The 25,797-nt window shown below is 60.5% G+C and carries 25 protein-coding genes and 1 tRNA gene; 15 read left to right on the top strand and 11 right to left on the bottom strand.

Features of this window, described 5'->3' with window-relative positions; genetic code table 11:
• The first annotated feature begins 4 nt into the window (after nucleotides 1–4).
• Both trpD and trpC read left to right on the top strand, forming a co-directional pair.
• Nucleotides 5–1,036 carry an anthranilate phosphoribosyltransferase gene (gene trpD, locus IEV40_RS12870; protein WP_188422310.1) on the top strand — a complete coding sequence of 344 codons (1,032 nt, stop codon included), beginning with the start codon at nucleotides 5–7 and terminating at the stop codon, nucleotides 1,034–1,036.
• A 40-nt stretch (nucleotides 1,037–1,076) separates the two neighbouring features.
• Entirely contained in the window at nucleotides 1,077–1,877 is an 801-nt protein-coding gene (gene trpC / locus IEV40_RS12865; RefSeq protein WP_188422309.1) for an indole-3-glycerol phosphate synthase TrpC, read from the top strand.
• A 63-nt stretch (nucleotides 1,878–1,940) separates the two neighbouring features.
• Here the strand turns inward: trpC and IEV40_RS12860 are convergent, their stop codons facing one another.
• From IEV40_RS12860 to IEV40_RS12850, 3 genes are all read right to left on the bottom strand, one after another.
• Nucleotides 1,941–3,734 (bottom strand): M61 family metallopeptidase, encoded by a 1,794-nt coding sequence (locus IEV40_RS12860; RefSeq protein ID WP_188422307.1) that lies wholly within the window; start codon nucleotides 3,732–3,734, stop codon nucleotides 1,941–1,943.
• Nucleotides 3,735–3,872: 138 nt separating this feature from the next.
• Nucleotides 3,873–4,604: a DsbC family protein gene (locus tag IEV40_RS12855; RefSeq protein WP_371870059.1), complete on the bottom strand. Its 732-nt coding sequence runs from the start codon at nucleotides 4,602–4,604 to the stop codon at nucleotides 3,873–3,875.
• An 80-nt stretch (nucleotides 4,605–4,684) separates the two neighbouring features.
• Nucleotides 4,685–5,872 carry an FAD-dependent monooxygenase gene (locus IEV40_RS12850; protein WP_188422302.1) on the bottom strand — a complete coding sequence of 396 codons (1,188 nt, stop codon included), beginning with the start codon at nucleotides 5,870–5,872 and terminating at the stop codon, nucleotides 4,685–4,687.
• A 109-nt stretch (nucleotides 5,873–5,981) separates the two neighbouring features.
• Here IEV40_RS12850 and IEV40_RS12845 point away from each other — a divergent pair.
• Nucleotides 5,982–6,057: transfer RNA gene (locus tag IEV40_RS12845), tRNA-Phe, on the top strand.
• A gap of 101 nt (nucleotides 6,058–6,158) precedes the next feature.
• Here the strand turns inward: IEV40_RS12845 and IEV40_RS14685 are convergent.
• The gene (locus IEV40_RS14685) at nucleotides 6,159–6,506 is read right to left on the bottom strand and encodes a hypothetical protein (RefSeq protein ID WP_229724104.1); all 348 of its coding nucleotides are present in this window, start codon (nucleotides 6,504–6,506) and stop codon (nucleotides 6,159–6,161) included.
• A gap of 27 nt (nucleotides 6,507–6,533) precedes the next feature.
• Between IEV40_RS14685 and IEV40_RS12840 the strand changes: the two genes are divergently transcribed.
• The 11 genes from IEV40_RS12840 (at nucleotide 6,534) to prmC (ending at nucleotide 18,819) form a co-directional block, all read left to right on the top strand.
• Complete coding sequence (locus tag IEV40_RS12840; protein WP_229724103.1) at nucleotides 6,534–7,739, top strand: acetamidase/formamidase family protein; 1,206 nt, start codon at nucleotides 6,534–6,536, stop codon at nucleotides 7,737–7,739.
• 92 nt (nucleotides 7,740–7,831) lie between these two features.
• Complete coding sequence (locus IEV40_RS12835) at nucleotides 7,832–8,041, top strand: XapX domain-containing protein (RefSeq protein ID WP_188422298.1); 210 nt, start codon at nucleotides 7,832–7,834, stop codon at nucleotides 8,039–8,041.
• Nucleotides 8,042–8,082: 41 nt separating this feature from the next.
• Nucleotides 8,083–8,277, top strand: coding sequence for a DUF1427 family protein (locus IEV40_RS12830; protein WP_188422295.1), 195 nt, complete (start codon nucleotides 8,083–8,085; stop codon nucleotides 8,275–8,277).
• Between the two features lie 477 nt (nucleotides 8,278–8,754).
• Nucleotides 8,755–9,804 (top strand): alpha/beta fold hydrolase, encoded by a 1,050-nt coding sequence (locus tag IEV40_RS12825; RefSeq protein ID WP_188422293.1) that lies wholly within the window; start codon nucleotides 8,755–8,757, stop codon nucleotides 9,802–9,804.
• Between the two features lie 532 nt (nucleotides 9,805–10,336).
• A complete protein-coding gene (locus IEV40_RS12820) occupies nucleotides 10,337–11,026 on the top strand; it encodes a response regulator transcription factor (protein ID WP_188422291.1) in 690 nt (229 codons plus the stop codon).
• 36 nt (nucleotides 11,027–11,062) lie between these two features.
• Nucleotides 11,063–12,472 (top strand): FecR domain-containing protein, encoded by a 1,410-nt coding sequence (locus IEV40_RS12815; RefSeq protein WP_188422289.1) that lies wholly within the window; start codon nucleotides 11,063–11,065, stop codon nucleotides 12,470–12,472.
• 15 nt (nucleotides 12,473–12,487) lie between these two features.
• Nucleotides 12,488–14,866: a CHASE2 domain-containing protein gene (locus IEV40_RS12810; RefSeq protein ID WP_188422287.1), complete on the top strand. Its 2,379-nt coding sequence runs from the start codon at nucleotides 12,488–12,490 to the stop codon at nucleotides 14,864–14,866.
• Between the two features lie 84 nt (nucleotides 14,867–14,950).
• Entirely contained in the window at nucleotides 14,951–16,240 is a 1,290-nt protein-coding gene (hemA, locus tag IEV40_RS12805) for a glutamyl-tRNA reductase (RefSeq protein WP_188422285.1), read from the top strand.
• Nucleotides 16,241–16,340: 100 nt separating this feature from the next.
• A complete protein-coding gene (gene prfA / locus IEV40_RS12800) occupies nucleotides 16,341–17,423 on the top strand; it encodes a peptide chain release factor 1 (RefSeq protein WP_188422283.1) in 1,083 nt (360 codons plus the stop codon).
• Nucleotides 17,424–17,499: 76 nt separating this feature from the next.
• Complete coding sequence (locus IEV40_RS12795; RefSeq protein ID WP_188422281.1) at nucleotides 17,500–17,976, top strand: disulfide bond formation protein B; 477 nt, start codon at nucleotides 17,500–17,502, stop codon at nucleotides 17,974–17,976.
• Between the two features lie 3 nt (nucleotides 17,977–17,979).
• Nucleotides 17,980–18,819, top strand: a complete 840-nt coding sequence (gene prmC, locus IEV40_RS12790) for a peptide chain release factor N(5)-glutamine methyltransferase (RefSeq protein WP_188422279.1) — start codon at nucleotides 17,980–17,982, stop codon at nucleotides 18,817–18,819.
• Nucleotides 18,820–18,920: 101 nt separating this feature from the next.
• Here the strand turns inward: prmC and IEV40_RS12785 are convergent, their stop codons facing one another.
• From IEV40_RS12785 to IEV40_RS12765, 5 genes are all read right to left on the bottom strand, one after another.
• On the bottom strand, nucleotides 18,921–19,436 hold the full coding sequence (locus IEV40_RS12785) for a TlpA disulfide reductase family protein (protein WP_188422277.1): 516 nt from the start codon (nucleotides 19,434–19,436) through the stop codon (nucleotides 18,921–18,923).
• A 121-nt stretch (nucleotides 19,437–19,557) separates the two neighbouring features.
• Nucleotides 19,558–20,223, bottom strand: coding sequence for a BON domain-containing protein (locus tag IEV40_RS12780; protein WP_188422275.1), 666 nt, complete (start codon nucleotides 20,221–20,223; stop codon nucleotides 19,558–19,560).
• Nucleotides 20,216–20,812, bottom strand: coding sequence for a phosphoheptose isomerase (locus tag IEV40_RS12775; protein WP_188422274.1), 597 nt, complete (start codon nucleotides 20,810–20,812; stop codon nucleotides 20,216–20,218). Before IEV40_RS12775 ends, IEV40_RS12780 begins: the two co-directional genes overlap by 8 nt.
• Nucleotides 20,813–20,899: 87 nt before the next feature.
• On the bottom strand, nucleotides 20,900–21,271 hold the full coding sequence (locus IEV40_RS12770; protein WP_188422272.1) for a YraN family protein: 372 nt from the start codon (nucleotides 21,269–21,271) through the stop codon (nucleotides 20,900–20,902).
• Between the two features lie 28 nt (nucleotides 21,272–21,299).
• Nucleotides 21,300–22,496: a penicillin-binding protein activator gene (locus IEV40_RS12765; protein WP_229724102.1), complete on the bottom strand. Its 1,197-nt coding sequence runs from the start codon at nucleotides 22,494–22,496 to the stop codon at nucleotides 21,300–21,302.
• 84 nt (nucleotides 22,497–22,580) lie between these two features.
• Here IEV40_RS12765 and rsmI point away from each other — a divergent pair, with 84 nt between their 5' ends.
• Nucleotides 22,581–23,510 carry a 16S rRNA (cytidine(1402)-2'-O)-methyltransferase gene (rsmI, locus tag IEV40_RS12760; RefSeq protein ID WP_229724101.1) on the top strand — a complete coding sequence of 310 codons (930 nt, stop codon included), beginning with the start codon at nucleotides 22,581–22,583 and terminating at the stop codon, nucleotides 23,508–23,510.
• Between the two features lie 3 nt (nucleotides 23,511–23,513).
• Here rsmI and IEV40_RS12755 read toward each other — a convergent pair whose 3' ends face one another.
• Nucleotides 23,514–24,647, bottom strand: a complete 1,134-nt coding sequence (locus IEV40_RS12755; RefSeq protein WP_188422268.1) for a septal ring lytic transglycosylase RlpA family protein — start codon at nucleotides 24,645–24,647, stop codon at nucleotides 23,514–23,516.
• A 46-nt stretch (nucleotides 24,648–24,693) separates the two neighbouring features.
• On the bottom strand, nucleotides 24,694–25,797 hold the full coding sequence (gene rodA, locus IEV40_RS12750) for a rod shape-determining protein RodA (protein WP_229724100.1): 1,104 nt from the start codon (nucleotides 25,795–25,797) through the stop codon (nucleotides 24,694–24,696).

Here is a 25,797-nt window from a genome sequence, read left to right as displayed (position 1 = left end):
TACGATGATCACCAACCAGGAAGCCCTGCTGCGCTGCATCGAACATCGCGAAATCTTTCACGATGAAATGCTGGCGCTGTTCCGCCGCATCATGCGCGGCGAAATGTCGCCGGTCATGATCGCGGCGCTGACGATGGGCCTGCGCGTGAAGAAGGAAAGCATCGGCGAAATCGCTGCCGCCGCGCAGGTGATGCGCGAGTTCTCGACCAAGGTCGAGCTGGCCGACACCACCGGCCTGCTCGACATCGTCGGCACCGGCGGCGATGGCGCCAATACCTTCAACATCTCGACCGCCTCCATGTTCGTCGCCGCTGCGGCCGGCGCACGTGTCGCCAAGCACGGCGGCCGCAGCGTGTCGTCGTCTTCCGGCAGCGCCGACGTACTGGAGTCGCTGGGCGCGAAGATCGACCTGCAGCCGGCACAGGTTGCCGAATCGATCGCACAGACCGGCATCGGCTTCATGTTCGCGCCTAACCATCACGCGGCGATGAAACATGCCGCTCCGGTACGCAAGGAACTCGGCGTACGCACCATCTTCAACATCCTCGGCCCGCTGACGAATCCGGCCGGCGCGCCGAACATCCTGATGGGCGTGTTTCATCCGGATCTGGTCGGCATCCAGGTACGTGTGCTGCAACGTCTCGGCGCACAGCATGCGATCGTCGTCTGGGGCCGCGACAACATGGACGAAGTATCGCTGGGCGCCGCCACCATGGTAGGCGAACTGGTCAATGGCGAAATTCGCGAATACGAAATCCATCCGGAAGATTTCGGCCTGCAGATGATCGCCAGCCGCAATCTGAAAGTCGACAATGCAATCGAATCAAAGACCAAGATTTTCGAGGCGCTGGACAACGTCAACGGCCCTGCACGCGATATCGTCGCCCTGAATGCCGCGACTGCGCTGTACGCGGCCGGCATCGTCTCGTCGATTGCCGACGGTCTCGCCAAGGCACGCGAAACCATTGCTTCCGGCGCAGCCCGTGCGAAGCTCGAACAGTTCGTCCGCGTCACGCAGGAACTCGGCAAGACCTGAGCCGATTCACACTCACATCCCATACCGGAATCGAAACATCATGTCCGACATTCTCAACAAGATTCTCGCGGTCAAGGCCGAAGAAATCGCCGCTGCGAAAAAAGCACGCAGCCTCGCCAGCCTGCGCGGCGAAGTCGAAAGCGACAAGGAAGCGCGCGCTGCGTTGCGCGGCTTCGAAGCATCGCTGCGCGCGAAGATCGCTGCCGGCCAGGCGGGCGTGATCGCCGAAGTGAAAAAGGCGTCGCCGTCCAAAGGTGTGCTGCGCGCCGATTTTCGTCCGGCCGACATCGCCGCCAGCTATGCGCAACATGGCGCGGCCTGCCTGTCCGTGCTGACCGATGTGCAATTTTTCCAGGGCGCCCCGGATTACCTGAAACAGGCACGTGCGGCCTGCGCATTGCCGGTACTGCGCAAGGATTTCATCGTCGATCCGTATCAGGTCTATGAGGCGCGTTCGTGGGGCGCGGATTGCATCCTGCTGATCGTCGCAGCGCTCGACCACGGCTTGATGGCGGAGCTGGAAGCCTGCGCCCACGATCTCGGCATGAACGTGCTGGTCGAAGTGCACGATGCGGCGGAACTCGATGCCGCACTGAAGCTGAAGACAGCGCTGCTCGGCATCAACAACCGCAACCTGCGCACGTTCGAAACATCGCTGCAGACGACGATCGGCTTGCTGCCGCGCATCCCGGCCGACAAACTGGTCATCACCGAATCCGGCATCCTGGCGCCGGACGACGTGAAGAAGATGCGCGATGCCAATGTGCATGCCTTCCTCGTCGGCGAGGCATTCATGCGCGCGTCCGATCCAGGCGTGGAACTGGCACGGCTCTTTCAATAATCCTTACCATTCACCCAACAAAAAAGCCCGCTATTGCGGGCTTTTTCATGTCTGCGAAACGATTCACTGGCCCAGCCAAGCCGTGCGCAAACGCATGGCGGCGGCCGGCCGCTCTTCCGCTTTCAGCGTGACGGCAGGCGTATCGTCACTACCGAGCATCAATGCCAGCGACAGCAGTTCATCACGGCGGAATACATGCAATGCAATAGCATCACCGACACGATATCGACTCAACACGTTCTCCAGATTCATGCTGGTGACGCGCAAACCATCGATCGCAACCAGTACATCGCCAGCCGATACGCCCGCCAGATGCGCTACACCGTTTTCATAGACGGCGGCCACCTTGCAATCCCCGTTGTCGCGTACGGTACGCACACCCAGGATGGGCTTGCCGCGCTTGCGCTGATCGAAATAGGCAATGCCGAACGGCGCAAGCAGTTTTTCCAGCGGCAGATCGCCGGTGCCGCGCACCCAGCGATCGAGCAGGCGCTTGAGCCGCAAGCCTGTCACGCTGTCGAACAGCGCATCGACTTCCGCTTCCGTCACGCCGCGGCCCGCTTCACCGTCGGCATAGAAATCGCGGCCATAACGCTGCCACAAGGCACGCATCACGTCGTCCAGCGACTTGCGTCCTTTGGTTTCTGCTCGGATCGTCAGATCCAGCGCCAACGCGACCAGCGAGCCTTTTGTGTAGTAACTGACGATGGCATTGGTCGAATTTTCGTCCTGGCGGTAATACTTGGTCCACGCCTCGAAGCTGGATTCCGCCACGCTCTGCTTGTGCCGTCCGCTGCCGCGCAGCACGCCGTTGATCGTTTTCGAGACCAGCTTCAGATAGGCTTCCTGCGTGATGACGCCGCTGCGCACCAGAATCAAATCGTCGTAATAGCTGGTGAAACCTTCGAACAGCCACAGCAACGGCGTGTAATTTTCGCGCGACAGGTCGTATGGCGCAAAAGCCGCCGGCTTGATGCGCTTGACGTTCCATGTGTGAAAATATTCGTGGCTGCACAGTCCGAGGAAGGTGCGATAGCCGTCCGTCATTTCCTTCTGCCCCGCCACCGGCAGATCGGCGCGCGAACAGATCAATGCGGTCGACGCACGATGCTCGAGGCCGCCATAGCCATCGCCGACCACCATCGTCATGAAGACGTAGCGATCCATCGGCGCGCGTTTCGACTGCGGTTCGAACAGCGCGATCTGCGATTCGCAGATGCGCTTCAGATCGGCCGTGATGCGCGGCAGATCCAGATGCGGAATGACGCCGGTGAACACCACGTCATGCGGCACGCCGTGCGCCTTGAATGTCGCCAGCGCAAACGCGCCCATCTCGACCGGATGATCGATCAGTTCGTCGTAATTCGCCGCGGCATAACGGCCGAAGCCGTAACGCCGCCCCTTGATCTGCCGCATCGCCGTGGCGACGCGCCAGTCTGCATAAGACTCGCCGTCCGGCGCGACGATATCCACCACATGCGCACCATGTTCGTATCCTTCGGCGCGCAGGAAAACGCTGGTGCCGTTGAAGAAACCGTGCGTGCGATCCAGATGCGCCGTCCGCACCGACAAGTCCCAGGCATAGACTTCGTAATACAGCGTCAGCGGTCCCTTGCACGGCGCCGCGCGCCACGTATGCTTGTCGAGTTTGGTTAATGCCACGCGCTCCTCGCCGGCCATCGCGGCAATCTGCACAATGTTCTTCGCGAATTCGCGGATCATGTAGCTGCCGGGTATCCACGCTGGCAAGGTGAACAATTGTCCGTTCAGGTCAGGACGATCGACGGTCACGGTGACACCGAACAGATGTGCAGCCGGGTCATGTGGAACGATCGTGTAATGCACGGTATTTTTCATGCGAATTCTCGTCTTGTGAATGTGTCAGTGTAACGGCATCGCGTATCGGTTGCATCGCGTCACCGCATATGAAAATGGCCGCGCACCCTGCGCGGCCATTCATGCATGATTTCGCTATCGATAGCGTTTCCGGTGTGCTTACTTTCCGCCGCCAACCGTTGCCAGTTTCGCTTCAAGCCCCTTGGCATCGATCGCGCCCGGGATGCGCGAACCATCGACGAAGAAGATCGTCGGCGTGCCGGTCACACGCAGACGCTTGCCCAGTTCCAGCACCTTCTCGTGCGGCGCAGAACAATCGGCATTGGCAGCCGGCGGCAGTTTGCCGTTCAGCATCCAGTCGCTCCAGGCCTTGTTGCGATCGGCTGCACACCAGATGTCGCGCGACTTGGCGATCGAATCCGGCGACAGAATGTTGTACTGGAAGGTATAGACGGTGATGTTGTCGATGCCCTGCAGCGTCTGATGAAAACGCTTGCAGTAACCGCAGTTCGGATCCTCGAACACGGCGATCTTGCGCTTGCCGTTGCCTTTTACTCGCTTCATCGCCAGATCCAGCGGCAGATCGGCAAACGGCACCGCGTTGATTTCATCCAATCGCGCTTTCGTATAGTCCTGATAAGTACGCGTATCGACAATACGACCGACGAACAGGTATTGCGCGTTGGCGTCGGTATAGATGATGTCGCCGTTGACCTGGATTTCGTACAAGCCGGAGTACGGTGTCTTCGTCACCGATTCGATCTTTGCATCCTCGCCCAGGCGGGGAGCGACTGCCTTGCGCACGGCCGCTTCCTGCGCCGTTTCCGCATGCGCCATGGCGCCGACCATTCCCATCAATCCAGTCAGCATCACGCCGGCCATTCTGCTCATGTTCATTTCAATCTTTCGTTCGTTTTCAGGTCGTCGTGACACAACATTGCAGCACGACGTTGGCGGCACCAAGTGTGGCGTTACAGCTTTTTTCCAAGCGCATGGCCGATCAGCCGCCGCTTTAAGACAGGCAGTCGGTTCACGAGGTTCAATCCGAGATTGCGCACCATGCGCAACGGCTCCAGATCGACGGTAAACAAGCGCGCCAGACCGTCGGTTGCCAGTTGCATCAGCAATATCTCTTCCTTGCGGGAACGGGCGTAACGCGACAGCACGCGCGCATCGCCGCAATCGCGATAAGCATCGCGACCGGCAACCGCCTCGACCAGCGCGGCGATATCGGCAAACCCGAGATTCATGCCATGCCCGGCCAATGGATGGATCACATGCGCTGCATCGCCGATCAATGCGACGCGCGGCGCAGTGATCGCATGTGGCCGCACCAATGCCAATGGAAACGATTTCATCGCTTCCGGTTGCAGAGGCGTCAAATTACCCAGCTCCGGCAACGCATACGCAGCCAGACGCGCTGCCAGAGACGCCGGCGTTTGCTGCAGCAATTCCGTCGCCAGCGCATCCGGCGCGGACCAGACCAGCGACACACGCTCGCCCGGCAAGGGAAGCAATGCAATGATGCCTTCGTCGGCAGTGAACCATTGGTGCGCGACATGACGGTGCGGTTTCTCGCAACTGAAATTGGCGACGATCGCACGCTGGCCGTAGGCACGATAATCGAATCCGATATCGCAATGCGAACGCACCCAGGACTGGCCGCCGTCAGCACCGACCAGTAGATCGGCATCGAGTACATCGCCATTCTCCAGCTGCACGACGACGCCGTCCTGCTTCGACTGCAATGCGCTCGCACGGCCGGCCACGATGCGGACATTGGAAGCAAACTTCAGCGCAGCATCCAGCGCACGATTGAGATTGGCGTCCTCGACAATCCAGGCCAGCGTTCCTACACGTGCGCCATAGGCATCGAATGCCAGCGCACCGGCCGCATCGCCATTGACCGACATCGCATCCACCGGCGCAACACGGGAAACGTCCAGCGCATCCCACACCTTGAGAGGCGACAGCAATGCATGCGCCGCGTGATTGAGCGCATAGACGCGCACATCCCACGCATCAGCCGCCGATGCAGAAGGACCTGCAGCGGCAGGGCGCAGCAGCGTCACCTTCAATCCGGCCTGCGCAAACGCCAGCGCAGCCGTCTTGCCGATCACGCCGTCGCCGATGATGCAAATTTCGCTTCGTACCTGCATGTTCCGACACCGCATTCGCAAAAATATGCCTGCATTATAGCGGCGCGCTTTGGCGTCACACATAATTGCGCTTGCATATTGCCGCAAGTTTGCTATACTTGCCCGCCTTGGCCTGGTAGCTCAGTTGGTAGAGCAGAGGATTGAAAATCCTTGTGTCGGTGGTTCGATTCCGCCCCGGGCCACCAAGAATCAAGCACTTAGCCCGGCCTTGCGCTGGGCTTTTTGCTTTTCTGCTTCCATCGGCCAATTTGATCCTCAAGCCGAAGCATTCCCTCCTTCCCGCACATCATTGTCGATCCGTCCACTTTTCAGGGCTGCGAACTCGCGCCCAAATGACAATAAGTAGTGCGCCTCCAAACAAAAACCAAAAATCCCGCGCTCCTATGATTTGCGACAGACCACAATCAAGTGGAGCCTTAGAGAGATTAGGAGACATATGTCGGATCACATTTGCAGCGCTGGATGCACCCATTCTTCCCATCTGAATGATGCGGATCTGCAAGGAGAATTTGCGGAAGCCCGCCGCAGTTTGCGTGCCAGCATAGGAGGCAAACCCACTACCGGAGCCGCAGGAAAGGCTGGTGTTACGCAACGCCCGCTGCCGTCCAAGAAGGCCGGTGAGAACTTCAGCCATTACTACGTTCCAGCCAACGACAAGACCGTGCACTGGGGTTATTTCAGCAAGTCCATCGAACCGCTGCTGAAAGTCGAATCCGGCGATTACGCGACGATCGAAACCGTCACGCACCATTCGAACGATGATTTCGATCGCATGATCAAGGGTGACCCGGGCGCCGAGAGCATTTTCCACTGGGATGCCAAGGGCAAGAACATCGATCGTCGCGGCATGGGTCCGATGGACCACCCGCTGGGCGCCGGCGGCGGCATGGGCGTGCACGTTTGCACCGGCCCGATCTTCATCAATGGCGCCGAACCGGGCGACGTGCTGGAAGTGCGCTGCATCGACACCATGCAACGTCCGTCCGGCAACCCGGAATTCCATGGCAAGACCTTTGGCATCAACGCAGCCGCCAACTGGGGCTTCCAGTACAACAACCTGATCACCGAACCGAAGACGCGTGAAGTCGTCACCGTCTACGAAGTGGATGCCAAGGGCGACCATACTTCGGCAAAGGCGGTCTACAACTACCGCTGGACGCCGCAAACCGACCCGTTCGGCGTCGTCCACCCGATCATCGACTACCCGGGCGTTCCGGTCGATCACTCCACCATCCAGAAGAACTACGACGTCCTGAAGGGATACGAAATTCCTGTGCGTCCGCACTTCGGCCTGATCGGCGTGGCTCCTGCAGAAGTGGAAATGGCTTCGTCGAATCCGCCTAGCTACACCGGCGGCAATTTCGACAACTGGCGCATGGGCAGAGGTGCGACGGCCTTCTTCCCGGTCTCGGTCAAAGGCGCGATGTTCACGGTCGGCGATCCGCACGCTTCGCAAGGCGACGCAGAACTCTGCGGTACCGCAATCGAGTGCTCGCTGACCGGCCTGTTCCAGTTCATTCTGCACAAGAAAGCGGATCTGCCGGGCACCAAGCTTTACGACCTCGACTATCCGCTGCTCGAAACCGAAAGCGAACTGATCGTTCACGGCTTCAGTTGCCCGAACTACCTCAAGGAATTTGCCAATAGCGCAGATCCGGTCGCAGAAGTCTGCAGCCGCGCTTCGCTCAACACGGCAATGACCGATGCCTTCAACAAGACGCGCCGTTTCTTCATGAATACGCGCAACCTGTCGGAAGACGAGGCCATTTCGCTGATTTCGGTTTCGGTCGACTTCGGCATTACGCAGGTCGTGGACGGCAACTGGGGCGTGCACGCCATCATCAAGAAAAGCATCTTCCCAAAATAATCGATATGACATCGCGCCGGTGAATGGTCGCCGGCGCGCTTTCAGAATCAGAGGAAAAACTTACCGAAGTGCTTTTACAAGGAGGAGTAGAGATGAAACCGGAACACGTTTATGTAGGTAGAAACGAGATCGTGGCGCTAATCGTCGGCCTGATTACAGGCTCGCTGTACACGTGGCTGAACCTGCCGATTCCCGCACCGCCTGTCCTCGGCGGCATCATGGCGATCATCTTCACGTACATCGGTTACCTGATCGTACAGGTGATCCGCAAGGCTGTCGTCTTCGGTCCGCCAAAAGAGTGATCCATCTTTCGAATCAATCATTCATATAACAGGAGACACTCATGATCGAAATCGGTTTTGGCGCAACTGAATTGCTGGCATCCGGCGTCGGACTGGTAACCGGCCTGCTCTATACATCGGTGCGTGCACCGATTCCGGCACCCAATGTGCTTGGCGGCATCTTCGCCATTCTGGGAACCTTCATCGGCTATCTCGCCGTCGCCGCAATGCGCGGCCAGGTGGTTTTTGTAGGCTGATCGTCAGCAAGGTTCACCTTGCATCACACTGCCGTGATGGTGTCCTGACAGCCATCACTTCGCACGCAGAACAAGAACCCCACCTTGCGTGGGGTTCTTGTTATTTCCGCCATTCAAAACAAAGCTCACGGCATTTTCGAAAGCCGGCCGGCACTCGTTCCCTTCCTGCACAAGCAGCGCTGCATACGCGCGTCACCACCCTTCCCATGCGACAAAAAAATCAATCACACGACGCAGGAATGCACTCGCAACGTACTGAAAAGCACGCTGAAAACGTATTTAAAACGACAAAAATGCAATGTTATGTATCTGTCGCAACGACGGATACATTCCGACACAAACACCGCGAACGGCTTCGGTATAAATCCATCTGTCCACAACGAAACCGTTGACGAGACTTTCGATACCGACCGCTGCGACGCTGGCAGCGCCCTTTAAACGGCCTGAAGCAGGCCCATCCGTACCGTGGAGCAAAACATGTCCGAACCGATCAACCAGCATCGCCGCCGATTCTTCAATACCGCCGCCCTGGGCCTGGCCGCCGCGCAGATGGGCCTGGCAAGCCATGCCGGAGCCGCGCTGAGTTCTCCCGCTCAAACCGCTCGCAAGGCAGGCGGCCACACCTCTTTCGCATCGTTGAAACAAATCAGGGCCGGCCTGCTCGATGTCGGCTATGCGGAAGACGGCCCGGCAGACGGGCCGCCCGTCATCCTGCTGCATGGCTGGCCATACGACATCCACAGTTTCGTCGACGTTGCGCCCATTCTGGCGGCAGCCGGATACCGCGTTCTCGTTCCTCATCTGCGCGGTTACGGCACCACGCGCTTTCTCTCCGAAAACACGTTGCGCAACGGCCAGCAGTCCGTCTTTGCCGTCGACCTTCTGGCCTTCATGGATGCGCTGCACATTCAGAAGGCGATCATCGCCGGATTCGACTGGGGCGCGCGCATCGCCAATACGCTGGCCGTCCTGTGGCCGGAGCGCTGCAAGGCGATGGTATCGGTCAGCGGCTACCTGATCGGCACGCAGGAAGCCAACCGCAAGCCGCTGCCGCCGAAAGCCGAATTGCAATGGTGGTATCAGTACTACTTCGCCACCGAACGCGGCGAGGCAGGCTACCGGGCCTACACGCACGATTTCGCGCGTCTTATCTGGGAACTGGCTTCCCCGAAATGGGCATTCGACGACGCCACCTTCAACCGCTCCGCCGCCTCTCTCGACAATCCGGACCAGGTCGCCATCGCCATCAGCAATTACCGCTGGAGACTAGGTCTCATCGAAGGAGAAGCGAAATACGACCGCCTGGAAGCCGTGCTCGCGCAACGCCCGGCCATCGCCATTCCGACCATCACGATGGAAGGCGATGCCAATGGCGCCCCGCATCCGGAACCGGCTGCCTATGCGGCGAAATTCTCCGGCCCTTATGCGCATCGCCTGATTACCGGCGGCATCGGACACAACCTTCCGCAGGAGGCGCCCGCAGCATTTGCGCAGGCGATCATGGATGTCGACAGATTCCCGGTTTGAAGCAACCGTCCAGCCAGCAAGGCCATCCCTGCGCACAGCCCCATGCGATTGAGCATGGGGCTTTTTTGTTTTGGCGCATCACAGCCGCCAACAGCGGGATAAATCGTGAAATTCCTTGTCTAAATTTCCGGAGATTTTTGCCGTTTACAAACTCAATCGCCCAATGAAACGAGGAAAAATTGATGCCGCGTTTCCTGACAAGCGAATTTGCAAAACAATGTGAAATCCGGCAGCAGTCCACAGAGCTTGTAGTTAAATTACCAACAAACTGCATGATCATGCAGGCGGATCGGCAAGAAAAGTACAGACAATCTTGCCTTTTCCTTATGCGAAGAGATATCGGACCCGGTAAATTTTGTCAGCAAACAAAGTAAGCCAAACACCGACATGATGCGAAAAAGCCATAAAAATCCGATATATAGCTCTCGGATTTGTGAAATATTGTCACATCGCAACTGTCGAAGGTTCAGCGCGGGAATAGTTTGTTAAATTAGGACCACGATGTACTACCTGCTGATCAAGCGTCAAAAATATGCGAATTGCCGTACTTGATGATGACCGCAGCCAGACAGATTTAGTCTGTCAGGTGCTGAATGCAGCCGGTCACTTCTGTCATCCGTTCCAGAGCGGGAAAGAACTGCTGAACCAGTTGCGCCGTGAGAGCTTCGACATGCTGATCATCGATTGGCAGGTCCCCGACTTGAGCGGTGCCGATGTGCTGCGCTGGGCGCGCGAGAAATTGCCGACCAACCTGCCGGTGCTGTTCATGACCAGCCGCTCGGGCGAAGACGACATCGTTGCCGGCCTGGCCGCAGGCGCGGACGATTACATGATCAAGCCGATCCGGCGCGGTGAACTGCTGGCACGGGTGCAAGCCCTGTTGCGACGCGCCTACCCGAGCCAGAACCCGATCGAGCAGATCCAGTTCGGCAATTACGTATTCGAAGCGCGCACCGGCCGCCTGACGGTATCCGGCACGCCAGTCGAAGTAACGCAGAAGGAATTCGATCTCGCGCTGCTGTTCTTCCGCAACCTGGGCCGTCCGTTGTCGCGTGCCTACATTCTGGAAGCGGTATGGGCGCGCGATGTCGAAATTCCGTCGCGGACGATGGACACGCATGTTTCGCGCGTACGCAGCAAGTTACAATTGCGCCCGGAACATGGTTTCCGCTTGGCTCCGGTGTACAGCTACGGCTACCGGCTGGAGCAGATGACAGGTTAGCAAGTCGCGCCTTACAGGGTTGCGCGGAGAGGACAGATGCGCATCACCCTCCATAAACTGATTCTCGTTGCAGTGCTGGCGTTCGGCTTGCCGTGCGCCTGGTCGGGTTCTGCCGCGCAGACACCCGGCAGCATCGCCGTCAACCCATCCGGCATCGTCTACTATGCACAGGCTGGCGATACGCTGATATCGATCGCGCACCGCTTCACCGCCAAGGCTGCGAACTGGGCTGCGCTCGGCGATATCAATCGCATCTCCCAGGACACCAGCATCCCGATCGGCGCCGGCATCGCCATTCCCGCCGACCTGTTGACCGACGAGCCCAGCGAAGCCACCGTCATCGCCCGCAACGGCGCCATCACCGCCACCTACCCCGACGGCAGCAGCAGCCTGCTCAACGTGGGCAGCCGCATCGTCGAAGGCATGAAGATCCAGACCGGCATCAACAGTTTCCTGACGATTTCACTGCCGGACGCCTCGCGCATCTCGCTGCCTTCCAACAGCGGCATGCAGATGACCAAACTGCGTCGCGCCCTATACACCGGCAGCCCACGCGTCGAAGTCACGCTGCTGCGCGGCCGCGTGTTGTCGCGCGTCTCGCCGCTGGATACCAACAAGGGCCGCTACGAAGTCCGTACGCCGCTGTCGGTCGCAGGCGTGCGCGGCACCTACTTCCGCGCCAACTACGACGGCACCAGGGCATCGACCGAAGTACTCGACGGACATGTCGCCACCAGCTCTTCCCGTACCCAGGAAACGCGTCTGCTGCCGCCCGCCAAAGGCAACATCATCAACAGCAGCAATGTCGGCCCCGCCATCGATCTGCTGCCGCCACCGCAATTGAGCGACATGCCTTACCGGCAGGGAGGCGCGGCACAGTTCACGCTGAAACCGGTGAGCGGCGCGCGCGGCTATCACGTGGAACTGGCGCAGGACGCCGAGATGCTGAACCTGCTGGCGGAAGCCACCGCCAACACGACCAGCATCCCGCTCGACAACATCGCCGAAGGCCATTATTTCGCCCGCCTGTCAGCCATCGATGTACTCGGTCTGGAAGGCCTGCCGCGTGTCGTCGCCGTCTCGATCCGCAATCGCAGTGCTGCGGCAATCAACGAACCTCCGCAACCGGCGCCCGCCGTCGCCAGCAGCGACCCCGGCGAACTCATCCTGCGCTGGCAAGGCGTGGCCGATGCGCGATACAACATCCAGGTCGCGCGCGATGCAGAATTCAGCTGGCTCATCTATTCGACCACCGTAACGGGCACGGAAGCGCGCTTTCCGCGACCGGCATTCGGTACCTATTACGCACGCGTCCAGCGCGTCAACGAAGATGGCAGCACCCGCACCTTCTCGTATCCGCAAAGCATGATCGTCACCGATCAGTGGATCATCAACGATGGCCATCCGCTGCGTCCCGGCCAGTCGACGCATAACGCTTCCCGCTAAGCGCAGATCGCCTGCATGAACACACGCTGGCTTTCCCCCTTCGTGCGACGACTGGCCCTGCGCGAATGGCTGATGCTGTTCGTCGGCCTGCTGATGCTGGCGGCGACACTGGGCTGGCAGAACGGGCTGGGGCGTCTCGATCAATCGATCTACGACTTCTTCCTGTCCTTCAACAACAGCCAGGCACGCGACGACATCATCATCGTCGCCATCGACGACTACAGCATTTCCCAGCTCGGGCGCTGGCCGTGGCCGCGCCATCTGCATGCGCAACTGGTCGACCGCATCAATCATGCGCATCCGCGCGCGCTCGGCCTCGACATCATTCTTTCGGAAGCGGAGTCCGGAAAAACCGGTAACGACGATGACGATGCACAACTGGTCAAAGCGATCCGGCAAAACGATCGCACGGTGCTGCCGGCGTTGATGTCAAGCGCCGGCCAGGGATTGATGATCAGCACGCCGATTCCGGCCTTGGCGCAAGCCGCACACGCACTCGGCCACATCGATCTGGAGCACGACAGCGACGGGGTCGTACGCAGCGTCTATCTGCGTGAAGGACAGAACGGCCGATGGTGGCCGCATTTCGCCGCTGCGCTGCTCGCCACCGGGCGCGGCGAAGACATGTCCGCCACCAGAGCGCCCGTGAAGTTGCATGCCGATCGTCCGGACGACTGGCAGCGCGACGACCAGATCCACATTCCGTTCAAAGGCGGCATCGGCCACTTCCAGTCGGTACCATACGTGTCGGTACTGCGCGGCGAAGTTCCGGATACATTCTTCACCGACAAGTACGTGCTGGTCGGCGCCACCGCGCTCGGCATGGCCGACTCCTATCCCACGCCTGTTTCGGGTTCGTCGGGCGCGATGCCCGGCATCGAGATCAATGCGCATGTGCTCGCCAGTCTGTTGAACGGAAAACGCATCGTGATTGCGCTGCCCTGGCAGACTGCCCTGTTCAATGCCCTGCCCGTGCTGCTGGTGTTGTTCGGCTATCTGGCCCTGTCACCGCGCATGTCGCTGCTGGCGACCGGCGGCTGCCTGGCGGCGACGCTGATCGCCAGCTGCATCGGCCTGCACATGGACGTATGGATGGCGCCGTCGGCCGCCATCATCGTGCTGATGCTGTCCTACCCGCTGTGGAGCTGGCGCAGGCTGGAAGCGGCCATCACCTATCTGGGACAGGAATTCATTCGCCTCGACAAGGAACCGCATCTACTGCCGGAAGAACGTAATGCATCGCAACAGGAAGAAATCGCCGACGTGCTCGAACAGCGGATCATCGCCATGGAGAAGGCAACACGGCGCGTGCGCGACCTGCGTCAGTTCGTTTCCGACAGCCTGAACAGCCTGCCCGATGCCACGCTGATCACCACGATGGAAGGCCGCGTGCTGCTGGCCAACAAGCATGCGACCGACTATTACCGCTCGGTCGGCTTCAACGATGTCATCGGCCTGTGCATCCATCACCTGCTGCTGCATCTGAACGCGCCGCAACCGCTGGACCAATCGGTCATGTCATCGTTCGAATGGACGGAGCTGTTCGATCCGAAATACGCCGATGCTTTCTCCAACGGCGTCTCGGTGCAGGATCCGAAAGGGCGCGACCTGCTGATCAAGAGTGCACCGTGCTATGCGTCATCCAGCCAGCTGATCGGCTGGATCGTCAACATCATCGATATCTCCGCCATCCGTGCCGCCGAACGCAGCCGGGATGAAACGCTGCGCTTTCTGTCGCACGACATGCGTGCACCGCAGGCTTCCATCCTTGCATTGCTGGAACTGCAGAACGAGGAATCGTCGGCATTGCCGCAGGAAGAATTCTTCGCACGCATCGAAAAGGCATCGCGCAAGACGCTCGGTCTGGCAGACAACTTCGTGCAGCTGGCGCGTGCCGAATCGCACGAATACCGGCTGGAGATCGTCGACTTCCACGACCTGCTGTTCGATGCCGCCGACGAAATCTGGTCGCTGGCGAAAAGCAAGCATATCGTGGTGCAGGTCGAAGGCGAGGCAGGCAACTATCCGGTCAACGTCGACCGCACGCTGATGACGCGCGCGCTGAACAACCTGCTGTCCAACGCCATCAACTACAGTCCCGAACACACGAACATCGTCTGCACGGTCTGGACCGAACAGCGCAACGACCAGCCGCACGTCGCCTGCGCGATACGCGATCATGGCTACGGCATCGCGCCGGCCGATCAGGTCAAGCTGTTCCGGCGCTTCCAGCACGCGGAAACTTCGACACGCGCCCGGCACGACGGCGTCGGCCTGGGCCTGGTCTTCGTGAAAACCGTGGTCGAGCGGCATCAGGGCAGCATCGCCTGCACCAGCCAGCTCGGCGAAGGCACGACATTCACGCTGGCGCTTCCCTGCTGCCAGATCGCGTAGCCGGCCAAACAGCCTGCGCCCTTGGCAAACGGGCCGTCAGGCTATAATAATGTGCTATTCATGCGCTGAATATTTGTGCAAAAAATGCAACTCGTCGCCGTCGGCATCAACCACACTACCGCGCCGGTTTCCCTGCGCGAAAAGGTCGCTTTTCCCGCCGACCAGCTCGGTCAGGCGGTGGCCTCCGCACGCTCGTGGTATGCGCGCAGCCTGAGCAAGGCCTACAGCGACGAAGCGGCCATCCTGTCGACCTGCAACCGCACCGAGCTGTATGCGGCCAGCGACGTGCCCGGCGGCATCGACGAAGCGCTCGACCTGACCGCGCATTTTCTCGCCGACTATCACAAGCTCTCCTATCCCGAACTGCGGCCGTATCTGTACGCGCTGCCGCAGGACAACGCCGTGCGCCACGCCTTCCGCGTCGCCTCCGGACTCGATTCGATGGTGCTGGGCGAGCCGCAGATTCTCGGCCAGATGAAGGATGCGGTGCGCCAGGCCGAAGCGGCCGGCGGGCTCGGCACCTATCTGCACCAGATGTTCCAGCGCACCTTCGCCGTTGCCAAGGAAGTGCGCAGCACGACCGAGATCGGTGCGCACAGCGTGTCGATGGCGGCTGCCGCTGTGCGGCTTTCGCAGCGCATCTTCGACAAGCTGTCCGAGCAGCACGTGCTGTTCATCGGCGCCGGCGAAATGATCGAACTGTGTGCCACGCACTTCGCCGCGCAAAATCCGAAATCGCTGACGATCGCCAACCGCACACAGGAGCGCGGCGAAGCGCTCGCACACCGCCTCAACGGCCGCGCGATCCGGCTGGCAGAATTGCCGGACCAATTGGCGCAGTACGACGTCGTCATTTCGTCGACCGCCTCGTCGCTGCCCATCATCGGCCTCGGCATGGTCGAACGCGCAATCAAGACGCGCCGTCACAAACCGATGTTCATGGTCGATCTGGCCGTGCCGCGCGACATCGAGGAAGAAATCGGTCGCCTGAACGACGCCTATCTGTACACCGTCGACGATCTCGGCACCTTCGTGCAGACCGGCGTCGAAAATCGCCAGGCTGCCGTGGCACAGGCCGAAGCCATCATCGAAACCCGCGTGCAGTCGTTCATGCACTGGGTCGATTCGCGCTCCGTCGTACCGCTGATCCAGGATCTGCATGAAACCAGCGAAGCGATGCGAATGGCCGAACTCGATCGCGCCCGCAAGCTGCTTGCCAAGGGCGAGGATGTCGATGCCGTTCTCGAAGCCTTGTCGAAAGGCCTGACCGCCAAGTTCCTGCACGGTCCGCAACAGGCGCTGCATCATGCACAGGGTGACGAACGCGCACGCCTGGCCTCGCTGCTGCCGCAACTGTTCCGCACCAAACGCTAGCGACGCCCTGTCGCCGCTGCATGATTCGCATGCAGCATCCGCTCGCCGCATCGCCCTGCGATGCGGCCTCCTCTCCCGATTTTTTCGATTCGCTATCAAGATGAAACCATCGATGCTTGCCAAACTCGACCAGCTGACGGAACGCCTGGCCGAACTGAACCTGCTGCTGATACAGGAAAACGCGACGTCCGACATGGACAACTATCGCAAGATGACGCGCGAACATGCCGAACTCGGCCCGCTGGTCGCGCTGTATCAGGATTACCAGCAGGCCGGCAACGACATCGAAGCCGCGCAAGGCATGCTGTCCGATCCGGACATGAAGGAATTCGCACAGGAAGAAATCTCGAACGCGAAAGCGCGCATCGAACAGTTCGAACACGACCTGCAGATGATGCTGCTGCCGAAAGACCCTAACGACGAACGCAACATCTTTCTCGAAATCCGCGCCGGTACCGGCGGCGACGAATCGGCGCTGTTCGCCGCCGACCTGCTGCGCATGTACACACGCTTTGCCGAACGCAATCGCTGGCAGGTCGAGATCGTTTCCGCCTCAGAATCGGAGCTCGGCGGCTACCGCGAAGTGATCGCACGTATCATCGGCCACGGTGCCTATTCGAAACTGAAGTTCGAATCCGGCGGCCATCGCGTGCAGCGCGTGCCCGTCACCGAAACCCAGGGGCGCATCCACACGTCGGCCTGCACGGTCGCGGTGATGCCGGAAGCCGACGAGGTCGAGGATGTCGATATCAATCCGGCCGATCTGCGCATCGATACCTTCCGCGCCTCCGGCGCCGGCGGCCAGCACATCAACAAGACCGATTCGGCCGTGCGTCTCACACATCTTCCGACCGGCATCGTCGTCGAATGCCAGGACGACCGTAGCCAGCACAAGAACAAGGCGCAGGCGATGAAGGTGCTGGCCGCGCGCATCAAGGACATACAACTGCGCGAACAGCAATCGAAGGAAGCGGCCACACGCAAATCGCTGATCGGCTCCGGCGACCGCAGCGAACGCATCCGTACCTACAATTTCCCGCAGGGCCGCATGACCGATCACCGCATCAACCTGACGCTCTACAAGCTGGACTTCATCATGGACGGCGACCTGACGGAACTAACCAATGCACTGGCGGCCGAACACCAGGCCGAGTTGCTGGCCTCGCTGGCTGAAGCGGCCTGAACGGAATTACTGTAGGCTTCCGCCACGCCGTTCATCCATCGATTTCATTTTCACGATCGCATTTCGAAAGCCGGACATGAACAATTACCGCACAACCCTGCTCAGCATCGCCTTCATTTCGATCGCGCTGCTGGGCATCGCGCTGTATCTGCAATTCTTCGAAGACATGCTGCCCTGCCCGCTGTGCGTGATGCAGCGCTATGCCTTCGCCGCCATCGCCATCATCTGTCTCGTCGTCGCCTGGCTACCGCGCGCCGCCGTCAAGGTCGGTGCGCTACTGGCCGCATTCGCTTCGATGGCCGGTGCCGGCATCGCCGGCTGGCATCTGTACGTGAAGGCGCATCCGACGGTTTCCTGCGGCATCGATCCGCTGGAAACGGCAATGAACCGCCTGCCGTTCGCCGACTGGCTGCCTTTCCTGTTCAAGGCGGACGGCCTGTGCGCGACCGAATATGCACCGATACTGGGTCTGTCGCTGCCGCAATGGACGCTGGTCTGGTACGCCATCTTCGCCGTCGTGCTGCTGCGCACCGCCTTGCAACGCAGCCGCTGATCCATGCCGTCATCCGTCTTCCGGAGCGGCGAGACGCTGGCCGGCGTATTGCACGGCGTGCGTACCGCGCTGCCCCGGCTCGAACTGCGCATGCTGGTCCAGCATGTGATGCAGCTGTCGCATGTGCAGCTGCTGACGCAATCCGAACGTACGCTGACCGATGAAGAAGCGGCGCGCCTGAACGAACTAGTGGCACGTCGCATTGCCGGCGAACCGGTCGCCTACCTGATCGGCGAGCGCGAATTCTTCGGCTTGCCGTTCTGCGTGAATGCTTCCGTACTGATTCCGCGCCCCGAAACGGAACTGCTGGTGGAACTGGCGATGCAGCGCCTGCCGCAAGGCGGCCGCGTGCTCGACATGGGAACAGGTTCCGGCGCCATTGCCGTCGCCATTGCGCACACGCGTCCCGATGCCAGCGTCGCCGCACTCGACATCAGCGAAGAAGCGCTGGCCGTGGCCCGAAAAAACGCCGAACGCAATCGCTGCAGCGTCCGCTTCCGCCAGAGCGACTGGTTTTCTGCCTTGCAAACCGACGAACGCTTCGACCTGATCGTTTCCAATCCGCCTTATATAGTCGCCGGCGATACCCATCTTTCCGAGGGCGATCTGCGCTTCGAGCCGATCGATGCACTGACCGACCATGCAGACGGACTGTCGGCATTGCGCACGCTGTGCCGCCATGCAGGCGACTATCTGCAGGCAAACGGCTGGCTGCTGATGGAGCACGGATACAACCAGTCGGCCGCCGTGCGTCAGCTATTGACGGCAGCGGGGTTCGAGGAAGTGCAAAGCTGGCAGGATCTGGCCGGCATCGAGCGCGTCAGCGGCGGCCGGAAGCGTTGAAGCGAACGACGCAATGCGTGATGAAGACGCGATGAAACAAAGGCGGCGATGAAATAAAGATGGGAAAGCGACCGAATGAAGTCCGGCCGAACAGCTGACGATCAGGCCGCCAGTTCCTTTTCCAGCAGGCGATGCAACGCCGCAAAATCCGGTTCGCCCACGTAGCGCTTGAGCACCTGGCCGCGCTTGTCGATCACCAGCGTGGTTGGCGTCAACTGGACATCGCCGAAGGATTTCGCCAGGCCACCCTGTGTGTCCAGCGCCACCGTGAACGGCAGCTTGCGCGTCTCGACGAAATTCAGCACATAGTTTGGCGGATCGTAGGCCATCGCCACCGCGATGAATTCCAGGCCGGCTGCCTTGTACTTGTTGTAGGTATCGACCATCTCCGGCATTTCCTTCACGCAGGTCGTGCAGGACGTCGCCCAGAAATTGATCATCACCACCTTGCCGCGCAAATCCTGCGAGGTGATCTTCTGCCCTTGCAGGTCGACGAAGGTCACGTCCGGGATCGTTTCCTTCTTCGTTACCGACAGATAGCCGACGGCAGCGATCGCCGCGACGACAAGCGCCAGCAGAATCCTGAACCAGCTGCGGGAAGCGATGGAAGCTGACATGTTCGAAATCCGGGTCGGAAGGCAGATGCGCCCCATTATAGTCAGATAGCCGGAAGGCATCCGGCCGCCATGAAAAAAGACCGCACAATGTGCGGTCTTTTCGTTTCTCCGGGCCTTGGGCTTACTGCTGCGTGCTCGGCTTGTTCGACGTATCCGGCGTCGTCGTCAGCTGGCGATATTCTTCGTCGCTGATGTATTCGAAGATCTTGACGACCTTCACCACGCCGCTGACACCACGCGCGATCTCGGCCGCACGGTCGCCTTCGGATTGCGTCACACGACCCATCAGGTAGACGATACCGCGCTCGGTCGTGATCTTGAATGCGTTCGAATACAACGCCTTGTCATCGACGAACGAAGCCTTGACCTTACCGGTGATCAGCGCGTCGTTCGAACGCGACGTGAAGCTGGAGGGGCCGAGGATCGCCAGCTCGTTGACGACGGATTGCACGCCTTCGATGGAAGCGGCTTCACGCTCGGCTGCGGCCTTCGCCGATTCGTCGCGCACCTCGCCGGTCAGCAATACCTTGCGATTGAAAGCCGTCACGTTGACGTGATCGTTCGGCCCTGCCACGCCAGGAATGCGGCTTTCGCCCTTGACCACGATCGCCTTGTCTTCGGTTTGCGCACCCAGCGTGCGACGGTCGGTCGCGGCCAGCGTACCCGCCACCGTGCCGCCGGCCACGAGGGCAAAACAGCCCTGCAAACTGACGGTTGCAGCACCGACGATCAATGCCAGCGCAAGCGGGCGGCGTGCCGCGACAAAGTAACGATTCAGGTCAATCATGTTCATCTCCTCCGAAGAGTGCAACGTCAATGCCGTCGCACAGACAATGCAAGGTCAATAAATGCACTTCCTTGATACGGGCCGTGCGGTCATGGGGAACGCAGATGTGAACATCTGCGTCGGTAAGCAGTTTGCCGATTGCGCCGCCGCCTTTTCCGGTCAGCGCCACGACGCGCATGTCGCGCTCCAGCGCAGCATCGATGGCCGCGACGATGTTGGCCGAATTGCCGGATGTCGACAGCGCCAGCAACACGTCGCCGGGCTGGCCGAAGGCCTGTACCTGTTTGCTGAAGATTTCCTGATAACTGTAGTCATTGCCGATGGCAGTCAGTATCGAGGTATCGGTCGTCAGCGCCAGCACCGGCAGCGGCAATCGTTCGCGTTCGAAGCGGCCGACCAGCTGCGCCGAAAAATGCTGGCAATCGGCGGCCGAACCGCCGTTGCCGCACGCGAGAATCCTGCTTCCGTTAGACAGAGCGGCAAACATTAGTTCCACCGCCTCTTCGATCGCATGCGACAGTTGCGCCGCCGACTGGATCTTCAATTCGGCGCTTTCGTGGAAATGACTGAGGATGCGTTGCGTATTCATGGTGTACCGGATTATAGAGCAGCCATCATGTACAAACCGTTACCAATCTTTACAAAACCGGATCGAAGCGCAAATGGCTCAAGCTGCTCACGTGACAATCGCATCCCGGATCCATGCCGTTTCATTGCCGTCGATTGCGATCACGTCGAAGCGGCAAGCCGGCGGCATCCGGTAACGCTGCAGATAATGCTGGGCGGCGAGAATCAGTTTGCGCTGCTTGGCCGGCGTCACACTGGCGGCCGCACCGCCATGGCTGCGATCGGCGCGCAGGCGCACTTCGACGAAAACCAGCACGTCACCCTCCTGCATGACCAGATCGATCTCGCCGCCCTTGCAGCGAAAATTGCGCTCGACCAGTGCCAGGCCGCGCTGTCGAAGATAATCGCACGCCGCATCTTCTCCGCGCTGGCCGGCATCCTGCCTTGCCGTACGCGGACGAAGGAAATTCGATAGCGGCACAGCTTACGTGGCTTTGATGACGCGCCGGTTACGGCGTAACCGGCGTCGCCAGCGGCTGCACCATGCCATCACGGTAAACCGCCGTCGGCATGATGCGGTCGAAGGAAGTGCGGCCGTTGCCGAAACGGATCGCCAGGCGGCCTGTCACGCCGTCGAGCTGGAAGTCGTCTTCCTGCAGCGCGAGGTTGTGAGCGACGCGATAGGCGTCGATGCCGAGCGCATACAGCCGTTCGATGTCGGGACTGCGGCGCTGATCAGGGTTGGGCGGCAGATGCGGATAGGCCATCACGGCGGCATGATCCGGCTGCAGTTGCCACGGCACGTCGACCAGCATCACGCCTTCCAGATCGTTCAGGCGGGTGGCGTTCGGCCAGTCGTCCAGTGCGACCGGATTGAGTTGCGAAGTACCGACCATCGGCACGTCATTGCCGATCGCCATGCGCAACTGGATGGCTTGCGCCGCATCGAGCGCGAGGAACAGCAGCGCGGGCTGCTCGGACTGGATGCGCTTGCGCAATTCGAGCAGGCCGTTGGCGCTGATGAAGCCGCTGCCGGTTTCCAGTTCGACCGTATCCGATCGCATGCCGAGCGCCTGCCACTTGGCGGCAAACGCACCGGCAGCGCGACGCTGCCACGAGACGGATGTCGAAATCGCCATGGCCCGCAATCCATGCGGCTGGCCGACCGACATCCATGTCGCATCCTGGCGCGCCTCGTCTTCCACCGACAGGCCCATCATCAGCATGTTGGACGAGATCGGCCCCGATTCGGCAGCATCCAGCTGGGTCAGCGCGATGGTCGGCTTGATGACGGCATGGTTCTGCACGATGGCGGTCGCACCGCTGCGCGTCAGCGGGCCGACCACGATGTCGTTGTCGGCTGCCGCCTGCTGATAGGCGGTGAGCACGTCCTGCGCGGCATCGCCGGTTTCGATCAGGTTGACGGTGATGTTTGCAGGCTCGTACTGATAGGCGGCCGTGAAACCGGCCTGCACCGCGTTGGCGACCTGTTTCAGCGAATCGGACAGCGTGGGCAGCAGCAGCGCAATGCGTGTCGGCGGCTTGATCGGCGTTACGGCCGGCTGTTCGACAGCTTCCGTGACGGGGCCGTAGCTGAGATCGGCGGAATCGCCCTGCAGCGTCAGATCGGTCTGCGCCAGTTGCACGCCATCGAGGGAATACTGTGCCGAGGCGACGACGCCGCCTGTCGTGTTTGCGGTTGTCATCGCCGAGACAGGCAGGCACAATCCTCCGATCAATCCTGCTAGCGCACATATCCTCGCGAGATTTCCCAACATCCGGTACCCCCAATGACTGAATCCGACCAATCCCTGTCCGCACTTGCGCCGCTCATGCACGACGTGTTGCGACAGACGTATCCTGCCGCGACATTATATGTGGTGGCCACGCCGATCGGAAATGCAGCCGATATATCGTTGCGCGCCCTGCACATTATGACGACGGTCGACGCCATCGCCTGCGAAGACACGCGCAATACCGCACATCTGCTGTCGCGCTACGGCCTGTCGAAACCGCTGATCGCCGCGCATCAGCACAATGAACGCGAAATCGCCGAAAAACTGATCGCGCGCCTGCAGGCCGGCGAACGCATTGCGCTGGTTTCCGATGCCGGCACACCGGCCGTTTCCGATCCCGGCGCGCGCATCGTCGATGCCGTGCGCAATGCCGGCCTGCGCGTGGTGCCGCTGCCCGGCGCGTCGGCAGTCGTGACGGCATTGTCTGCCGCCGGACTGCCCGACGATGCCTTCCATTTCGTCGGTTTCCTGCCGAGCAAAGCCGGCCAGCGCGATACCGTGCTGGCATCGCTGAAACGCATGCGCGCCACGCTGGTATTCTACGAAGCACCGCACCGGATCGCGGAAACCGTGACTGCACTGGCCACTGCATTCGAACCTTCGCGGCAGATCGTGCTGGCACGCGAGCTGACGAAACTGTTCGAGGAAACGCATCGCTGTGTATTAAGCGACGCTGCCGCATGGATTGCTGCCGATGCGAATCGGCAGAAAGGCGAATTCGTGATCCTGCTGGAAGGCGCCCCCGACAGCATCGACGCCGAAGCGCAGGAAGCGGAAAGGGTATTGCGCATCCTGCTGCAGGAATGTCCGGTGAAACAGGCAGCCACACTGGCCGCACAGATCACAGGCAGCAAGAAAAACGCGCTCTACGAGCGCGCGTTGCAACTGAAATCGTCCGCAACGGACGAAGCGAACAAAAACTGATCGTTACCGCTGCACGATGAACGGCTTGATGCCGTCGCGCTCCGCCTGTGCCGCCGCAGCAGCAGCCGCCTCGCGGCTGGCGAACGGACCGCTGTAGAGCCGGTACAGATTGTTCGACGATTCCACCGTCAATGACGGAAGCGGCGCACCGGCATTCTGCAACAATCGCGCACGCAAGGCTTCCGCATTGGCCGCCTGCGAATAGGCACCGAACTGCAGGTAAAACCCTTTTGCCGGAACGATGGGCTCGGATGACGCGATTGCTGTCGTTTCAGATGCCGGAGACGATTCGGCAAGCGCTGTCGCAACCTGCGCATTGGAAGTTTGCGCATCAGGCGCCTGATTCGCCGAAACCGTAGTCGTCTGCAGCGCCGGCAGTGCCATCGTTTGCACGGCTGGCATCGCGATATCGGTCGGTTCCGGTGCAGCAGCTGCCTGCTGCGCATTCGCCTTGGCTGCCAAAATACGTTCGATATCGGCCGGCAGCAGGCGATCGACCTGCAGCTTCGCGCTGCCATGACCGACATAACCCAGCTTCAACGCCGCCGTATAGGACAGGTCGATCACGCGGTCGGAACGGAACGGGCCGCGATCGTTGACGCGCACGATCACCTGCCTGCCATTACTCAGATTGGTAACGCGTGCATACGAAGGAATCGGCAATACCGGACTGGCCGCTGTCATCTTGTACATGTCGTACAGCTCACCGGATGAAGTCTTCTGTCCGTGGAATTTCTTGCCGTACCAGCTGCCGTACCCCTTCACGCTATAAGGGCGATCGTCGGTGATCGGCACATAGCGCTTGCCGAACACGACGTAGGGCTTGTTGCCGGTACGCGAATACGGCTCGACGCGCGGATCGGCATCCGGCACATCCATCAATCCTGCAGGAATCGCATCGCCGGGACCGTCATCGAGGTAGTAACCGCCGCGCCCCGAACCGGCCGGCGGCAATGCAGGATAAGCCGATCCGGACGACCTGGCCGCAGGCTGCGATGACGTCGACGAGGTGGCCGATGTGGACGGCGCAACCGGCGTGCTACTGCAACCGGCCAACGCCAGCAACAATGCCAGACACGATGCGACCGGCAATGTAACTTTCCATCCGCGGACGGCATCCAGAGTACGAAACTGCATCGGCTTCTCCTGAAAAATCGGCATGCAAGTCAACAATCAACGGTCGTCAGCTCTGCATCAACTTCCTGTGGCGCTGGATGCTCATCAGGATGCCGACGCCGAGGCCGAGCGTCACAAAGGCGGTGCCGCCGTAGCTGACGAAGGGCAGCGGCACGCCGACAACCGGCAGGATACCGCTGACCATACCCATGTTGACGAATGCATAGGTGAAGAAAATCATCGTGATCGCGCCCGCCATCAGGCGCGTAAACAATGTCGGCGCATTGGCCGCGATTATCATGCCGCGCCCGATCAGCAACAGATACAGCAGCAACAGGATGCCGTTGCCGATCAGGCCGAACTCTTCCGAAAACACGGCGAAGATGAAATCGGTCGTACGTTCGGGGATGAATTCCAGATGCGCCTGCGTGCCGTGCAGCCAGCCTTTGCCGGCAATGCCGCCAGAACCAATGGCAATCGTCGACTGGATGATATGGAAGCCCTTGCCGAGCGGATCGGTGGTCGGATCGATCAGCGTCATCACGCGCTCGCGCTGGTAGTCGTGCAACATCGACCACGCGACCGGCAGGCTGGCCAGTGCGGCAACCACGCCCGCCGCCAGCACTTTCCACGACAAGCCGGCGAAGAAGATCACATAAAACCCCGCCGCCAGCACCAGCAGCGACGTGCCCAGATCGGGTTGCCGCATGATCAGGCCGATCGGGATCACCAGCAGCACGCCCGCCACCAGGAACTCGCTCCAGCGCGTGATGCCTTCGCGCTTCTGGAAGAACCACGCCAGCATCATCGGCATCGCGATTTTCATGATCTCGGACGGCTGGATGATGACGCCAAGGTCGATCCAGCGCCGCGCGCCGTTGCGGATCAGACCGAACATCGCCACGCCGATCAGCAGCGCAACGCCCAGCGTATACAGCGGCACCGCAAAACGCATCATCGTCTGCGGCGGCACCAGCGCCGCCAGCCACATGATGAACAGCGAGATCATGATGTTGCGCATGTGATCTTCGAAGCGCCCGGGAAAATCGATGCCGGCGGAATACAGCGTGATGGACCCAACCAGCAGGATCAGGCAGACGATCAGGAACAGCGGGCCGTCGAAGACCTGCACATAGGGTCGCACCAGTTGCAGCAGCGAACGCTTGTCCAT

This window comes from Oxalicibacterium solurbis (assembly GCF_014635845.1).
Classification (GTDB): domain Bacteria; phylum Pseudomonadota; class Gammaproteobacteria; order Burkholderiales; family Burkholderiaceae_D; genus Oxalicibacterium; species Oxalicibacterium solurbis.
This window is presented reverse-complemented; position numbering and strand designations above follow the sequence as displayed.

Coding starts and splice junctions, on each gene's coding strand:
- prmC (WP_188422279.1), top strand. CDS start 17,980: ATGCCGTCATCCGTCTTCCGGAGCGGCGAGACGCTGGCCGGCGTATTG.
- IEV40_RS12815 (WP_188422289.1), top strand. CDS start 11,063: ATGCGCATCACCCTCCATAAACTGATTCTCGTTGCAGTGCTGGCGTTC.
- IEV40_RS12780 (WP_188422275.1), bottom strand. CDS start 20,223: ATGATTGACCTGAATCGTTACTTTGTCGCGGCACGCCGCCCGCTTGCG.
- trpC (WP_188422309.1), top strand. CDS start 1,077: ATGTCCGACATTCTCAACAAGATTCTCGCGGTCAAGGCCGAAGAAATC.
- IEV40_RS14685 (WP_229724104.1), bottom strand. CDS start 6,506: ATGGCTGAAGTTCTCACCGGCCTTCTTGGACGGCAGCGGGCGTTGCGT.
- trpD (WP_188422310.1), top strand. CDS start 5: ATGATCACCAACCAGGAAGCCCTGCTGCGCTGCATCGAACATCGCGAA.
- IEV40_RS12755 (WP_188422268.1), bottom strand. CDS start 24,647: ATGCAGTTTCGTACTCTGGATGCCGTCCGCGGATGGAAAGTTACATTG.
- IEV40_RS12775 (WP_188422274.1), bottom strand. CDS start 20,812: ATGAATACGCAACGCATCCTCAGTCATTTCCACGAAAGCGCCGAATTG.
- prfA (WP_188422283.1), top strand. CDS start 16,341: ATGAAACCATCGATGCTTGCCAAACTCGACCAGCTGACGGAACGCCTG.
- IEV40_RS12855 (WP_371870059.1), bottom strand. CDS start 4,604: ATGAGCAGAATGGCCGGCGTGATGCTGACTGGATTGATGGGAATGGTC.
- IEV40_RS12820 (WP_188422291.1), top strand. CDS start 10,337: ATGCGAATTGCCGTACTTGATGATGACCGCAGCCAGACAGATTTAGTC.
- hemA (WP_188422285.1), top strand. CDS start 14,951: ATGCAACTCGTCGCCGTCGGCATCAACCACACTACCGCGCCGGTTTCC.
- IEV40_RS12850 (WP_188422302.1), bottom strand. CDS start 5,872: ATGCAGGTACGAAGCGAAATTTGCATCATCGGCGACGGCGTGATCGGC.
- IEV40_RS12860 (WP_188422307.1), bottom strand. CDS start 3,734: ATGAAAAATACCGTGCATTACACGATCGTTCCACATGACCCGGCTGCA.
- IEV40_RS12785 (WP_188422277.1), bottom strand. CDS start 19,436: ATGTCAGCTTCCATCGCTTCCCGCAGCTGGTTCAGGATTCTGCTGGCG.
- IEV40_RS12765 (WP_229724102.1), bottom strand. CDS start 22,496: ATGACAACCGCAAACACGACAGGCGGCGTCGTCGCCTCGGCACAGTAT.
- rsmI (WP_229724101.1), top strand. CDS start 22,581: ATGACTGAATCCGACCAATCCCTGTCCGCACTTGCGCCGCTCATGCAC.
- IEV40_RS12795 (WP_188422281.1), top strand. CDS start 17,500: ATGAACAATTACCGCACAACCCTGCTCAGCATCGCCTTCATTTCGATC.
- IEV40_RS12810 (WP_188422287.1), top strand. CDS start 12,488: ATGAACACACGCTGGCTTTCCCCCTTCGTGCGACGACTGGCCCTGCGC.
- rodA (WP_229724100.1), bottom strand. CDS start 25,797: ATGGACAAGCGTTCGCTGCTGCAACTGGTGCGACCCTATGTGCAGGTC.
- IEV40_RS12830 (WP_188422295.1), top strand. CDS start 8,083: ATGATCGAAATCGGTTTTGGCGCAACTGAATTGCTGGCATCCGGCGTC.
- IEV40_RS12835 (WP_188422298.1), top strand. CDS start 7,832: ATGAAACCGGAACACGTTTATGTAGGTAGAAACGAGATCGTGGCGCTA.
- IEV40_RS12825 (WP_188422293.1), top strand. CDS start 8,755: ATGTCCGAACCGATCAACCAGCATCGCCGCCGATTCTTCAATACCGCC.